This window comes from Paenibacillus ihumii (assembly GCF_001403875.1).
GTDB lineage: Bacteria > Bacillota > Bacilli > Paenibacillales > Paenibacillaceae > Fontibacillus > Fontibacillus ihumii.
In genome coordinates, this window is sequence record NZ_LN884297.1 from 435,615 (window position 1) to 448,619 (window position 13,005).

16 protein-coding genes and 1 riboswitch are annotated in these 13,005 nt (G+C 50.0%); of the genes, 6 read left to right on the forward strand and 10 right to left on the reverse strand.

Annotated features, from left to right (window positions below; genetic code table 11):
* The first annotated feature begins 23 nt into the window (after window positions 1–23).
* Window positions 24–272 (forward strand): hypothetical protein, encoded by a 249-nt coding sequence (locus BN2762_RS25790; protein ID WP_074048568.1) that lies wholly within the window; start codon window positions 24–26, stop codon window positions 270–272.
* 27 nt (window positions 273–299) lie between these two features.
* Here BN2762_RS25790 and sda read toward each other — a convergent pair whose 3' ends face one another.
* Together sda and BN2762_RS04685 are read right to left on the reverse strand one after the other, a co-directional pair.
* Window positions 300–440, reverse strand: coding sequence for a sporulation histidine kinase inhibitor Sda (sda, locus tag BN2762_RS04680; protein ID WP_148499871.1), 141 nt, complete (start codon window positions 438–440; stop codon window positions 300–302).
* 292 nt (window positions 441–732) lie between these two features.
* The gene (locus tag BN2762_RS04685) at window positions 733–1,395 is read right to left on the reverse strand and encodes a YheC/YheD family protein (protein ID WP_055105857.1); all 663 of its coding nucleotides are present in this window, start codon (window positions 1,393–1,395) and stop codon (window positions 733–735) included.
* A gap of 195 nt (window positions 1,396–1,590) precedes the next feature.
* On the opposite strand from BN2762_RS04685, the gene BN2762_RS04690 reads away from it, so the two are divergent.
* Together BN2762_RS04690 and BN2762_RS04695 are read left to right on the forward strand one after the other, a co-directional pair.
* Window positions 1,591–1,800 carry a hypothetical protein gene (locus BN2762_RS04690; RefSeq protein WP_055105858.1) on the forward strand — a complete coding sequence of 70 codons (210 nt, stop codon included), beginning with the start codon at window positions 1,591–1,593 and terminating at the stop codon, window positions 1,798–1,800.
* 163 nt (window positions 1,801–1,963) lie between these two features.
* A complete protein-coding gene (locus BN2762_RS04695) occupies window positions 1,964–3,187 on the forward strand; it encodes an AI-2E family transporter (RefSeq protein ID WP_055105859.1) in 1,224 nt (407 codons plus the stop codon).
* Between the two features lie 120 nt (window positions 3,188–3,307).
* Here the strand turns inward: BN2762_RS04695 and BN2762_RS04700 are convergent, their stop codons facing one another.
* Entirely contained in the window at window positions 3,308–3,664 is a 357-nt protein-coding gene (locus tag BN2762_RS04700) for a HesB/IscA family protein (RefSeq protein ID WP_055105860.1), read from the reverse strand.
* A gap of 245 nt (window positions 3,665–3,909) precedes the next feature.
* Here BN2762_RS04700 and mqnE point away from each other — a divergent pair, with 245 nt between their 5' ends.
* Both mqnE and BN2762_RS04710 read left to right on the forward strand, forming a co-directional pair.
* Window positions 3,910–5,016 carry an aminofutalosine synthase MqnE gene (gene mqnE / locus BN2762_RS04705; protein WP_055105861.1) on the forward strand — a complete coding sequence of 369 codons (1,107 nt, stop codon included), beginning with the start codon at window positions 3,910–3,912 and terminating at the stop codon, window positions 5,014–5,016.
* A 55-nt stretch (window positions 5,017–5,071) separates the two neighbouring features.
* Entirely contained in the window at window positions 5,072–6,133 is a 1,062-nt protein-coding gene (locus BN2762_RS04710; RefSeq protein ID WP_055105977.1) for an NAD(P)/FAD-dependent oxidoreductase, read from the forward strand.
* Window positions 6,134–6,156: 23 nt separating this feature from the next.
* Here BN2762_RS04710 and BN2762_RS04715 read toward each other — a convergent pair whose 3' ends face one another.
* A complete protein-coding gene (locus BN2762_RS04715; protein ID WP_055105862.1) occupies window positions 6,157–6,399 on the reverse strand; it encodes a YuzB family protein in 243 nt (80 codons plus the stop codon).
* An 80-nt stretch (window positions 6,400–6,479) separates the two neighbouring features.
* Between BN2762_RS04715 and BN2762_RS04720 the strand changes: the two genes are divergently transcribed.
* Entirely contained in the window at window positions 6,480–6,725 is a 246-nt protein-coding gene (locus BN2762_RS04720) for a NifU family protein (protein WP_055105863.1), read from the forward strand.
* A gap of 184 nt (window positions 6,726–6,909) precedes the next feature.
* Here BN2762_RS04720 and BN2762_RS04725 read toward each other — a convergent pair whose 3' ends face one another.
* The 6 genes from BN2762_RS04725 to BN2762_RS04750 form a co-directional block, all read right to left on the reverse strand.
* Window positions 6,910–7,683: an SDR family oxidoreductase gene (locus BN2762_RS04725; RefSeq protein ID WP_055105864.1), complete on the reverse strand. Its 774-nt coding sequence runs from the start codon at window positions 7,681–7,683 to the stop codon at window positions 6,910–6,912.
* An 829-nt stretch (window positions 7,684–8,512) separates the two neighbouring features.
* Window positions 8,513–9,376 carry a MetQ/NlpA family ABC transporter substrate-binding protein gene (locus tag BN2762_RS04730; RefSeq protein WP_055105865.1) on the reverse strand — a complete coding sequence of 288 codons (864 nt, stop codon included), beginning with the start codon at window positions 9,374–9,376 and terminating at the stop codon, window positions 8,513–8,515.
* Window positions 9,377–9,706: 330 nt separating this feature from the next.
* Entirely contained in the window at window positions 9,707–10,375 is a 669-nt protein-coding gene (locus BN2762_RS04735) for a methionine ABC transporter permease (protein WP_055105866.1), read from the reverse strand.
* Window positions 10,375–11,391 carry a methionine ABC transporter ATP-binding protein gene (locus BN2762_RS04740; protein WP_055105867.1) on the reverse strand — a complete coding sequence of 339 codons (1,017 nt, stop codon included), beginning with the start codon at window positions 11,389–11,391 and terminating at the stop codon, window positions 10,375–10,377. Before BN2762_RS04740 ends, BN2762_RS04735 begins: the two co-directional genes overlap by 1 nt.
* Entirely contained in the window at window positions 11,388–11,789 is a 402-nt protein-coding gene (locus BN2762_RS26790; protein WP_055105868.1) for a YhgE/Pip domain-containing protein, read from the reverse strand. The genes BN2762_RS04740 and BN2762_RS26790 overlap by 4 nt, the downstream gene beginning before the upstream one ends.
* Window positions 11,790–11,935: 146 nt before the next feature.
* Window positions 11,936–12,092, reverse strand: a riboswitch (SAM riboswitch).
* A 111-nt stretch (window positions 12,093–12,203) separates the two neighbouring features.
* The gene (locus tag BN2762_RS04750) at window positions 12,204–12,920 is read right to left on the reverse strand and encodes a Cthe_2314 family HEPN domain-containing protein (protein ID WP_055105978.1); all 717 of its coding nucleotides are present in this window, start codon (window positions 12,918–12,920) and stop codon (window positions 12,204–12,206) included.
* Window positions 12,921–13,005 lie beyond the last annotated feature (85 nt).

Consider the following 13,005-nt stretch of genomic DNA (forward strand, 5'->3'; position numbering starts at 1 on the left):
ATACCGTAAAGGAGGGATACCCTTTGACATTGATTTGCCCGTTATGCAATGGATTAGCTCCACTAACAGCAGCTTGTCCCGACTGCGGCAGCACGCTGGAGCATGCGGGAAGGAGGCAGGACTACGCCGGACCATACAGTCCGTACGGCTCGGCCGACCAATACAATTCCGCCATCGATTCGTTCCACACGGAGGGCTGCGAGCATGTCGTGCAATGTCCGCACTGCCACGAAGCTTATATTTATCATGTCAACGCATGGCCTGCGCCTTAACATGGAACTTGCTAATAAATTCGTCGATTAATGTACTATGGTTAAATTGATCTCCAGGTTGCGCTTATGGATTTCTGCCAACAGAAGAGCAATGAACTCCATGTCTAGTTGCAATTCTGTAGCCATATGATAGGATTCAAGCAGCATTTCGTCTGTTAACATCGCCATTGGTAACACATCCCTTCTATTTTTTTCCTAATATTATATTAAGATCATATCAAGAAATGCGGAGTGGAACAAGCGTTCTGTTATCCACAAACGACTGTGGAAATCCTGTGAATAACTTGTGAGTAATTGTCTAAAACAGTTGAATTATATATTGGGGTAATGTGGACAAAAGTTATACACAGGTTCCACAGCCTGTTTTTTCGCCAAAAAAATTTTAATTGTGAACAAATAAAATATACACTCTATTAATACTTACCGTGAATTTAATCCAATTAAACGTATTTTTGTAAAATCATTGCGGCCGGGTATTGACTTCGAAGATCCAAATCTTGCCGCTGGTATCGATGCCATAGTCAAAGCCCAGCTCTCCAACGCCCGGGAAAGCCGATTCCATGATGGAGATGCATTTATTCGTCAAGGCGCGCATTTCTTCGCGCTTTTTGCGGATCGGCACTTTGCCAAGAGAACGTCTGAGCCCTTCTCTCGCGCTGAGCTGAGTACCGCCCTTGGCCAGATTCGTCACGAACAGTCCCGGACGGGCCAGCCGGCCCAGCATGGAACGGTATACCCATTTCCCGTTCTGTTTGGCGACCTTGACCCGGTAATCGATCGGCCTTCCCCCGATCCGGGCCAGATGAATTCCCTGCTGAATAATATACTTCCGGCCGACCTTGGCTTTATTTAACGCACGAAACATCGCATCGAAGCTTTTGAAAGACCAGCTGCGGGACATATAGGTGAAGCCGTAGCTTCCGCCCGCATAGGTTACCTTAATAACTCCGTAACCGCCTCCGCCGCGAACTGGTTTAATAACCGCCATTCCAAACTGGTGCAACACGCCTTGCAGGGCTTCTGCGCTGTATTTCCGGGTCTGCGGAACATGAACCGCTACCTCGGCATCTTTTAGAAGAGCTTCTGTCTTCAGCCATTTATCGGCTAATTGTCTTCCTGCCATGACACTCTCTCCTTTCTGGCGTTTATATGGCGTTATAGAATATACATACTCAGGACAAGGCTCCTGTTCTTGTATGTTTGTCCGACAGCGTGAGCCTGTTTTGGAAGAGCTGTTTTTCTTTGCAAAATCAACGTTTTGACGTATAGTAATCTGGTATAGTGCTTTATCCTGGAAGGAGAAAAGGAGGATCACGTTTTGGATACCGCATCGCTATTTGAGGTATTGTACTGGATTGCTATGATTGCCATGTCACTCGTCCTCATTGCAATTACCGTTGCCGTTTTCGCCATAGGCATCAAATTTATCAAGAACTCGCGCAGGCTGCTGGGGGGAGGCTCCATCTTATTTTCGTTCATCGCTGCAGCAATGATCATTTTAATGTTACAGAAGCAATTTTTTTCATAGACGGCCGGCATAGCCAGCCAGCATGCTGAAGGATTCATGCCACTAGCTCTTTTAAAGCGGGGGATGAATCTTTTTTTTGAAATTTGCTGAAACTAATTTTTATTCATACGTATTAATAATAGTAGAAACAACTAGGTCGTTGACAGGGGGGAACATTCTGTACATGAGTAGTTCGCAAAATTGGAATGAACGCTTCAGAAAATTTTTTATCAACAATCGCTTCGTGCTGTTTTTGCTCGTGCTGCTGCTGATCGGTCTGAATATATTTGTGCTGACAAAAATATCCTTCGTATTCAAGCCCTTGATCGTGCTGCTAAAGACGGTTCTCGTGCCGATCCTTTTGACAGGGGCCATCTATTATTTGCTGAACCCGCTTGTAAATTGGCTGGAGCGGAAAGGCATACCCCGTGTCTATACGATCGCGGCGCTATACTTGTTCATTATCGGGATCATCACGATCGTCATTATCTCCGTTATCCCGCTCGTCCGGGAACAGGTGACCGGATTGATTCACAATTTCCCGAAATACAGCTATGAAGTACAGCTGCAGTTCGAAACGCTGATCGGCAGCGACTTCTACTACCAGTTCCAAGAATCGACCGGCTTCAGTCTGACGGATCTGGCCCAGAAGCTGTCTGAGCGGGCATCCTCCCTTCTGCAGAATGCCTTTAGCAGCATCGGCGGATTTGTTGGCGCCGTCGTCGATATCGTGATCACCCTGGTTACGGTGCCGTTCATCCTGTTCTATTTGCTGAAGGACGGAAAGAAGCTGCCCCAATTTATCCTGCGCTTCGTTCCGGTGAAGCTGCGTGAACAGACCCACCGCGTGATGACGGAAGCGAACGGCCAAATCAGCTCGTATATCCGCGGACAGATCATCGTCAGCTTCTGTATCGGGGTACTGCTGTACATCGGCTTCCTGATTATCGGGCTTGATTATTCTCTGGTGCTGGCCATCATCGCGGCCTTCACCAGCATCGTCCCTTATTTGGGTCCGGCCATCGCGATTACGCCTGCCTTGATCATCGCCATTGTCACCTCGCCATTCATGCTGCTGAAGCTGATCATCGTATGGACCGTGGTCCAGCTCGTAGAGGGGAAATTCATCTCTCCGCAAATCATGGGCAAGACCCTGCGGATCCACCCGATCACGATCATCTTCGTCATTTTAACGGCCGGCAATCTCTTCGGCGTACTCGGTGTCATTCTTGCCGTTCCGGGCTACGCTGTGCTGAAGGTCATATGTACCCATCTCTTCCAATGGTTTGAACAGCGTTCCAAATTGTATGAGGAGGAAGACGCTGGTCATACACCCACCGACCTCGAAGTGACAGTTACGGTAGGCGGGCCTGCCGTTGACGGGCCAGACAAGCCGCAGCAGGAATAAAATGATCGTTCAAGCGAACAAGCCGCTTTCCCCAAGGGGATAGCGGCTTGTTCGTATTTTAACAAAATAACGAGCGGAATAAGCTCCGCTCGCACTAAAATTGTCATCCCTATGAGATGGTTAATCACAAACCTCAGGCTTGCCCTCTTCGTCCTTCATGCGGAACGATTGGCCACAGCCGCAGGAAGCGATCGCATTGGGATTATGGATCGTGAAGCCGCCGCTCATGCCGGATTCCTTGTAGTCAATCTCCAGCCCGTTCAAATAGCGGATGCTGTCCTTATCCACAACAACCTTAAGGCCGCCAACCTCCATATGCACATCTTCCTCGCTCTCTTGATCGTCCAGACCCATGCCATATGAAAAACCGCTGCACCCGCCCTCGTTCACTCCGAGGCGAAGGAACATGCCTGGCGTTTCCTCCTGCTCCAGCATTTGCTTGATGCGGGTCATTGCGCTATCTGAAATGTTAATCATCTGTCTTCACACTCCTTATCCTTACTTTATTAAAGTATACTCCACATCACCGTCCCTCTCAAGATATGTGATTTTTATTACAATTTGTTGCCCACTTACAATCGGAAGTTTATAATAGGGGGGGTGGTACATACTGTCTAATTGGATGCTCTCCAGTTATGGCAGCGACGGCAGCGGGATTCATTTCACATCCCCTCCTGCCATTGCCGCCGGAGTCATCTAATGGAAACGGAGGTCTTTATTTCATGTCTGTAGCAATCAGCCCGAATATCGACAGCAAAATGGCTGACATCGTAGCGAAGGTTCGTCAGGGACAGCGTCTAACGCTCGAGGATGGGGTATATTTATATGAAAGCGACGATTTGTTGACCATTGGTCAGTTAGCAAACGAGGTCAACCTCAGAAAGAACGGGCGCAAGGTTTATTTTATCGAGAATATGAGCTTATATTTTACGAACGTATGCGAATCCTACTGCGCATTTTGCAATTTCCGCAAGGATCAAGGGGAGGAAGGCTCGTACACTTTAAGCGGCGAAGAGATGGTCGCTTACGTAGAGCAGCATATTCACCCGGGCATCCGCGAGTTCCATATCGTTGGCGGCCATAACCATCATGTGCCTTTCCAATATTACGTAGACTCGCTCAAAGCGCTCAAGGATCGCTTCCCAGAAGTAACGCTTAAAGCATATACCGCCGCAGAGATTGAGTTCTTCACGCGGATCAGCGGCCTGAGCACGCGCGAAGTGCTGGTAGAGCTGCAGAAGGCGGGACTCCAGACCCTTACAGGGGGCGGAGCTGAAATCCTGTCCGATCAATACCGGCAAAAAATGAAGGTGGATAAAGCGAACGTCGACCAATATCTCGATGTACACCGCACAGCGCACCAGCTCGGCATGAAGACCCATACGACAATGCTGTACGGAGCTATCGAGAGCCATGAGGACCGCATTCGCCACATGCTGCAAATCCGCGAGCTCCAAGACGAGACGAACGGCTTCATGGTGTTCATCCCGCTGTCGATGCAGCCGCGGAACAAGAATGCCGGGATCACCCGCCGCAACTCTGCTTATGAGGATCTGAAGACGATCGCGATCAGCCGGCTGATGCTTGACAATATCCAACATATTAAAGCTTATTTTATCAATATCGGTGTACAGCTGACCCAAGTAGCGCTCACCTTCGGCGCATCGGACGTGCACGGCACGATTATCAAAGAACGGATCAGCCACGCTGCGGGGGCTCTGACTCCGGAAGGCCTGACCCGCAAAGAGCTGATTTGGCTGATTCAAGGAGCCGGACGCATCCCCGTCGAGCGGGACACCTTCTATAACGAAATTCAAATCTATGAGTAAAGCCTTCTTGGACAGCGAAAGCTCTGAAGAACCGGATAGAAAGGACATCGGTAAGATGAAACAATTCGTCATTCTTGGTGGAGGCTATGGTGGAACCGCCGTTATTCATGAACTGTTCAAGGGATTTATACCATCCGACGTTCAAGTAATATTAGTAGATCGAATGCCGTTTCAAAGCTTGAAGACCGAATATTATGCCTTAGCTGCCGGAACAGCTTCCGATTATGAGCTGCGCGTGCCGTTTCCAAGCTATTCCGGATTGCAGATCAAATACGGAGAAGTCAGCTCGATCGATTTAGAGAGCCGTTTTATCCACTTCGAGGAAGGCGATCCGCTGGAATATGACCAGCTCGTGATCGCCCTAGGCTGCACCGATAATTATCATGGCATTCCGGGTGCCCAGGAGTATTCCTTCGGCATTCAATCCTTTGCCGCCGTACGTGAAGCCTATCTGCAGCTTAACAATCTGAAGCCTTATGGCAGAGTGAATGTCGTCGGCGGCGGGCTTAGCGGTGTGGAAATTGCCGCCGAGCTAAGGGAGAGCCGCCCCGACCTCAACATCAGCATCATCGACCGCGGCGCAAGGGTGCTGTCAGCCTTCCCTTCCAAAGTGTCCGGCTATGTGACGAAGTGGTTTGATGAGCATGATGTGGAGACCCTGTCGAATATCTCCACGACAGGGCTGGAGAAGGGAGTCATCCATCACGCCGATGGCGAAATCGCCTCCGATGTGACCATCTGGACGGCAGGCATTCAGCCTCCCGCGATCGTGCGCAGCCTGGAGGTCGGCAAGGATCGCCAGGGCCGCGTGCTGCTGAATGAGCACTACCAGATTCCCGAGCATCCCGAAGTCTTCGTATGCGGCGACTGCGCGAGCCTTCCCTTTGCACCGAGCGCGCAGGCGGCCGAAGGCCAAGGCCAGCAAATCGCTCAGATTGCCTCGGCGCTATGGCGCGGCGAGGAGCCAAGGCTCCAGCGTCTGAAGCTCAAAGGTACTCTTGGCTCCCTCGGCAAAAAAGCGGGGTTCGGATTGATGGGCAAAACCCAGGTAACCGGACGCGTACCCCGCATTCTCAAGAGCGGTATCCTCTGGTTATCCCGGCATCATATCGGCTAACCAACCAGCTGCCCTCCTTCAATTCACGCATGGTCCGATCCCATTTGACCTATAATACGAACGATTGCATCATATAGAGCTTCGGCCGTCTCGGCTTCGATGGTCTCGCCGTTCACCAGCGCGTAAGGCGACATATAGCACATGCCGCATCCGGTAAGGCAGCCGTATTCATAAACCTCACAGCCGGGATGCTGCTCCAGCTTTTTCATGACCTCATCCGTTCCGAAATGGGCGTTGTTCGCACAAAATTCAACAATAACCTTCAACTCGGCATCCCCCATTTTACGAACCATTTAATTTTGAGCTTATTTGTACTATAATATATAAAGGAAAGGAGTTGAAAACAATGAGCGAAAATGTACAAGATAAATTGTATGACGAAGTATTGGAAGTTCTGGATAAGCTTCGCCCCTTCCTGCAACGCGACGGTGGCGACGTTGAACTCGTCGACGTTGAGGATGGCATCGTTAAATTGAAGCTGGTAGGCGCATGCGGCAGCTGCCCAAGCTCCACAATCACCCTTAAAGCGGGTATCGAGCGCGCGCTGTTTGAAGAAGTGGAAGGCGTACAAGAGGTCGTCCAAGTATTCTAACGCAAATAACTCCTTCAGATACAAAACTCGAATATATTATGGAATCATCAGCTCCGGCTGACACAGTATTCCGTAATTTTAAGAAACTCGGCTTCTCCGGTCTTGCCGGATCGGCCGAGTTTTTCTTTTTGTTAATCTGCTTTTTTAATATCATTCTTTGTTAGTAATGCATGCTCTTATCGCATCAGGAAGGTTTAATCCATGGCCGGATCGGATCGAGTCCGCCGGAAATATCCATAATATTGCCCGTAATGAAATCGGAATCGGGATGGCATAGAAATGCGATCACCCTCGATATGTCCTCGCCGCTGCCCGGGCGTCCCAACGGAGTCTCCCCATCCGAGAGCCGCCGCGCCTCCTCGATCGTGATTTCCTTATTGTCCCCCCGAATGTCTCCCGGACAAACCATGTTCACGGTAATTCCGTACGGCGCTTCCTCTACAGCCAGCGTCTTCGTGAAGGACACGAGCCCCGTCTTGGCTGCAGCATACACCGCCCGATGCGGCCAGGCCCGCGACTCTGCCGCATGCCCGAAGCCGAAATGGATGATGCGTCCCCAGCCCTTGTCCCGCATTCCCTGCAGCACATAATGATCAAGCAGCATCGTGCCGACCAGGTTGCCTTCGATCATGGACAATATTTCAGCCTGGCTGTAATCCGCAAACAAGCGCCGCTCCCGGATGAACGGTCCAGCATTGTTGACGAGAATATCGACGGTTCCCAGCTCGGACGCGACCTCATGGGCCAAGCCTTCTATCTCCTCGCGCCGCGAAATATCAGCCCGCACCGCGATGCAGGATACGCCAAGCCCCTCGATCTGACGCTTCAGGTCGAAGGCTTCAGCTTCGCTATGTACATAGTTTAGTGCGATATGACATCCTTGTTCCGCAAGCGTCAGCGCCGTCCTTCTGCCAAGTCCTTTGGCGCTTCCGGTAATCAGGGCGACTTTTCCCTTCAATGTCCTTCTCCTCCTCATCCTACATACACCTATATCAATTATAAAAGATTTGAAGCTTTCCCACAAACGACAAGGCCTAGGCCTTAAGAGTACAAACTCCAATTCACAACTAAAAAACAGAAAGAAGAGAGATGCTGCTGACGACATCCGTTATTGCAGCTCAACCGCTTTGAGTTAGGTAAGCGGCTTTGAGTTAGGTAAGGTGCTTTGAGTTAGGTAAGCGGCTTTGAGCTGGGTAAGGTGCTTTGAGTTAGGTAAGCGGCTTTGAGTTAGGTAAGGTGCTTTGAGTTAGGTAAGCGACTTTGAGCAAGGTAAGCGACTTTGAGCAAGGTAAGCGGCTTTGAGTTAGGTAAGGTGCTTTGAGTTAGGTAAGCGACTTTGAGCAAGGTAAGCGGCTTTGAGTTAGGTAAGGTGCTTTGAGTTAGGTAAGCGACTTTGAGCAAGGTAAGCGGCTTTGAGTTAGGTAAGCGACTTTGAGCAAGGTAAGCGACTTTGAGCAAGGTAAGCGACTTTGGGAGAAGTGAGCCTGATTTAGTTGGAATTTCTGTATTTGTTTTTGCGCATTAGGTCATGTTCAGGAATTTAGTTGGAAATCACGTATTTAAACTGCTTGATTTGCCTCATCCTACCTTAAAACTTATATTTAATGACACGCAATCCTCTTAAATATATATTTACGCTAGATTTCAAAGTTTTAATACTACAAATCCATTTATCTTGTTTGACTGGATACCGGATCACATGAAGAATATATTACCGTATATCTTAAAAAAATCCCGCACACCCAAAAGGGTGTACGGGACTTGGATTCAAGCGTATGATGACGCAATTAGAATACAGGAACCAATGCTCCTTCGTACGTCTCTTCAATGAACTTTCTTACGTCATCCGAGGTCAGAGCTTGAGCCAGCTTCTGGATCGCATCGGAGTCTTTGTTGTCCGGACGGGCTACCAGAAGGTTCGTATATGGGGAATCCTTATCCTCAATGAACAGGGAGTCCTTGATCGGGTTCAAGCCGGCTTCGATCGCATAGTTCGTATTGATCAAAGCGAAGTCTACCTCATCCAATTGACGAGGGAGCATAGCAGCGTCAAGCTCTTTAATTTCCAGGTTCTTAGGGTTCTCAACTATGTCAGCCTTCGTAGCCGCAATGCCTGCGCCTTCCTTCAGCTTGATCAGGCCTTGCTTCTCCAGCAGGAGGAGTGCGCGTCCGCCGTTGGTAGCGTCATTAGGAATAGCTACCTTTGCGCCGTCGGCGATTTCATCAGCGGATGTATATTTCTTGGAGTATGCGCCGAAAGGCTCGACATGAACGCCTACAACGGAGACAAGATCCATATTATTCTTCTCGTTTTGGTCATCCAGATACGGCTGATGCTGGAAGTAGTTGGCATCCAGCTGCTTCTCGAATACTTGCACATTCGGTTGAACATAGTCCGTAAACTCTTTAACTTCCAGCTCAATGCCTTCTTCTTTCAGCTTCGGAGCGATGAACTTCAGAATGTCTGCATGCGGCACAGTAGCGCCCACAACCAGTTTAACCGGTTCTGCCGGTGCGGATTGCTCCGCATTTCCAGCGTTGTTCTGCGGCGTTTCCGCAGCCCCGTTGCCATTGCTCTTGGCATTGCTTCCGCAAGCGGCAAGTACTAGAACAAGCGCAAACGTCAAGAAAGATAGTGTCCATTTCTTCATTACAGTATGCCCTCCTAATGAATATGTTTTGTTGAATAAGGATGTGCTAAAGGTAGTTCAAAAAGTTATCTTTTGATCACCAAGTCATTCAAGATGCAATTTCTCATCGAATCCTGCATTCCCCCACGAAGAGCCTATGCTTTCGCAGCATGTTTCCTCTGTAAACAGGGTAGCTGCTCATGTGGTTCTGCCTGTACTCTGCACTTCCTAATAGTTTTGCAAAACAAAACTCACTTCGGAGGCATAGTCTTCAGCTCATGCAACTTCCCGGTGCTGAAAAGCAACTTTTTGAACTCTTATCCTCAGCAGCACGATATATATTGTAATTCCTTATTTCCGCGTAAAATAAATAACGAAGCGGTCGCCGATCATTTGCAGCAGCTGCACGAGAATGACCATGAAAACAACCGAGACAATCATGACCTCCATCTGGTAACGATAATAGCCGTACCGGATGGCCAGGTCCCCGAGTCCGCCGCCGCCGACCATGCCGGACATCGCGGTATAGGAGACGAGCGTGACAGCCGTGATCGTCATTCCAGCGATCAGGCCCGGCAGCGCTTCAGGCAGCAGCACCTTGCGGATAACCTGCAGCGGAGAGGCTCCCATCGCCTGGGAAGCTTCGATGACGCCGCGGTCGACCTCGCGCAGCGCCGTCTCAACGAGACGCGCGAAGAATGGGGCAGCCCCGATAACGAGCGGCGGAATCGTTCCCTGCACGCCCATCGATACCCCGACGATAGCCCGGGTTAGCGGAATAAGCGCGACGATCAGGATTACGAACGGTACGGACCGGAGAATGTTGACGATGAGCGACAGCACCCTATAGAGCAAGCCGATAAACCAATGGTTCGACCTCGAGAAGCTGTACAGCAGAATCCCCAGCGGCAGGCCGATCAAGAAGGTGAAGAGGGTCGCATAGCCCATCATGAGCAGCGTATCGCCTGTGGCGGTGCGCATTTCATCCCAATTGATTTTCGAGAAATCCAATTCCGTCATTACCCGATCACCTCCACATCAAGATCTCGCTCCCGAAGCAGCTTCAGCGTCTCGTCCACCTTCGCATTGTCCCCTTCGAAGGAGACTGTCAACTGACCGTAAGGAATATCCTTAATCGTTGAAATCGTCCCTTGCAAAATAGCGAAATTAACCCCCGTCTCCCTCACGACCTGAGACAGTACGGATTCATAGGTTTTGGCGCCCAGGAACGTAATTCTGACCAGCCGTGCCCACGCGGGAAGCGGAACCGAGGAAACCTGCCGGAATCCTTCCTCGTCGGCCAGCTCCCGGCTGATGAATTCGCGCGTAACCGCGTGCTTCGGCTTGAGGAACACCTCGGCGACGGGGCCTTCCTCGACGATGCCGCCTTGATGAATGACGGCTACCCGGTCGCAGATGCGCTGAATGACGTGCATTTCGTGAGTAATCAGCAGAATCGTCAGATTGAACTTGCGGTTAATCTCCAGCAGCAAATTCAGAATCGAATCCGTTGTCTGCGGATCAAGGGCGGAGGTCGCCTCGTCGCACAGCAGTACATCGGGATCGCTGGCGAGCGCCCGGGCGATGCCCACCCGCTGCTTCTGCCCTCCAGACAGCTGGGCGGGATATTTCTTCTGATGCTGGGCCAGACCGACGAGCTCCAGAAGCTCGTTCACTTTAGCGCTGATTTGCGCTTTGGGAACGCCCATCAGCTTCAAGGGAAATGCGATATTGTCGTAGACGTTCGCGGAGGACAGCAGGTTGAAGTGCTGGAATATCATGCCGATTTTCCGGCGCTGCAGCTGAAGCTCCCGGCGCTTCAGCTTGGTCAGCTCCACACCGCCTACCCATACCTCGCCCTCCGTCGGCCGCTCCAGCAAATTGATGCAGCGGATCAGTGTACTCTTACCGGCACCGGAATGGCCGATGACCCCGAAGATTTCTCCCTTCTTCACGGTAAGGTTCAGCCCGGACAAAGCGGTAGTCGCTTTTTTCTTGGTGCCATAGGTTTTAGTGAGCTGTTTAAGTTCAATCAAGCTAGTGTCCTCCCGTTCATAATATCGCAAGCTGTATGATCATCATATTGCAAAATTTCGGCTCCACGTGTGAATGTCGTCAAGCGCGCCACGCAGGAACTGCTCTGAGCCAACAAGCCCGAGCCTTGCTCCTTGAGCACGTACCCTCGAAGCGCAAGCTGCATCATCGCTTCAGCTAACTGCACTATCACATCAGCTAGCTGAACTATCGCATCAGTTAACTGCACTATCGCATCAGCTAACTGAACTACCGCATCAGTTAACTGCACTATCGCATCAGCTAACTGCACTATCGCATCAGCTAACTGCACTATCGCATCAGCTAACTGAACTACCGCATCAGTTAACTGCACTATCGCATCAGCTAACTGCACTATCGCATCAGCTAATTCCATCATCGCTTCATTAACTCCATCATAGCGATAGCATCACAGCAATCGTCCCGCACGAACGCCCTGCAGCAGCAATTCATCCCTCGCTGATAGCCTATATAAATAAAGAGCCCTACAGATTCAGAGGGCTCTCTTTACGTAAAGACAATGCCTTCTCATCTGCCAAAACCGCTGTTCTTTACGCCATGCGATCTTGAAGGAATTAGCACCATGACATTTGCCACAAGCTGCAGCTATCCACGCTGCAGTTCTATGCAAATCGGTTGCTGGGCTTCATCGGGCCTTTCCCTCCGCCTCTCTTGATAAGAAAATATGAAATTATTTGAAAGATCCCGAATGAATCTTTCTGAAACTGTTCTAGAAATAGAGTATAGATTCTTTCCCCGTTTTTGTCAAAGGAAATTGCTTTATAACTATGCGTTAACTCTGTTTAACTTTTTTCCATCTCTGGTTCGTGTAGGCAAACACCGCATGCAGGCTCTCGCATACCATCAAGTAGCCGTGCTCCAAATCATGAAGATGCTTGTCCAGGTCCTCGAGCTCGATTTTGCCGTCCAGACCTTGATGCCGCTGCCATAAGTCGTCCTGCATTTCCGCGTTCATGTAATGGATTTCCGTATTGCGGCGGCGGCGCAGCACGCTCATCGACTCCTTGTACTTGTCCTTGATGACAAACAGCTCATTGGCCAGCTCTAGGTGTACCTTCAAATACCGGAATTGGCGCAGCACCGTGAAATAGGAGAAATGCGCCTTCACCTTGGATGTATTCAGCTCGAACATTTCGTTCAGCACCGTTCCCAGCTTGTCCAGTGTCGAGAATACACGAATGAAGCCATCCTTGTAAAAATAAACATACCTGGCATAATCACTTTGCTCGCTAGGGGGCATATCCTCCAAATAATCCTGGGTCACCTTCCGCCGGAAGAAGTGAGCCGCATATTTGCACTGCTCCAGCTCATCGAGGGAAGCGATCAAGCCGTAAATCCATATTTCAAGCTTGCGAAAGTCATGCGAGGGATCCTGACTCTGCTCCATTTCTTTGCGCAGCAGCTTCAGCGTCTTGGACATGGCTTCCATCGTATCTGCCAATAATCCTTCATTCTGTCTCGGAGGCTCGCCAAGTAGAGCACGCAGCATATCCATTCCCCGCTTCCTCAATAATGATCATGATCACAACTCTTATTCTCGCACCATTATAAGCTATTCATCAGGCACCTTCTTA

What these genes read in the sequence shown, in the direction of transcription:
- sda (WP_148499871.1), bottom strand. Translation starts at nt 440, where the DNA reads ATGGCGATGTTAACAGACGAAATGCTGCTTGAATCCTATCATATGGCT.
- BN2762_RS04685 (WP_055105857.1), bottom strand. Translation starts at nt 1,395, where the DNA reads ATGGCAGGAAGACAATTAGCCGATAAATGGCTGAAGACAGAAGCTCTT.
- BN2762_RS04695 (WP_055105859.1), top strand. Translation starts at nt 1,964, where the DNA reads ATGAGTAGTTCGCAAAATTGGAATGAACGCTTCAGAAAATTTTTTATC.
- BN2762_RS04700 (WP_055105860.1), bottom strand. Translation starts at nt 3,664, where the DNA reads ATGATTAACATTTCAGATAGCGCAATGACCCGCATCAAGCAAATGCTG.
- mqnE (WP_055105861.1), top strand. Translation starts at nt 3,910, where the DNA reads ATGTCTGTAGCAATCAGCCCGAATATCGACAGCAAAATGGCTGACATC.
- BN2762_RS04710 (WP_055105977.1), top strand. Translation starts at nt 5,072, where the DNA reads ATGAAACAATTCGTCATTCTTGGTGGAGGCTATGGTGGAACCGCCGTT.
- BN2762_RS04720 (WP_055105863.1), top strand. Translation starts at nt 6,480, where the DNA reads ATGAGCGAAAATGTACAAGATAAATTGTATGACGAAGTATTGGAAGTT.
- BN2762_RS04730 (WP_055105865.1), bottom strand. Translation starts at nt 9,376, where the DNA reads ATGAAGAAATGGACACTATCTTTCTTGACGTTTGCGCTTGTTCTAGTA.
- BN2762_RS04735 (WP_055105866.1), bottom strand. Translation starts at nt 10,375, where the DNA reads ATGACGGAATTGGATTTCTCGAAAATCAATTGGGATGAAATGCGCACC.
- BN2762_RS26790 (WP_055105868.1), bottom strand. Translation starts at nt 11,789, where the DNA reads ATGATGGAATTAGCTGATGCGATAGTGCAGTTAGCTGATGCGATAGTG.
- BN2762_RS04750 (WP_055105978.1), bottom strand. Translation starts at nt 12,920, where the DNA reads ATGCTGCGTGCTCTACTTGGCGAGCCTCCGAGACAGAATGAAGGATTA.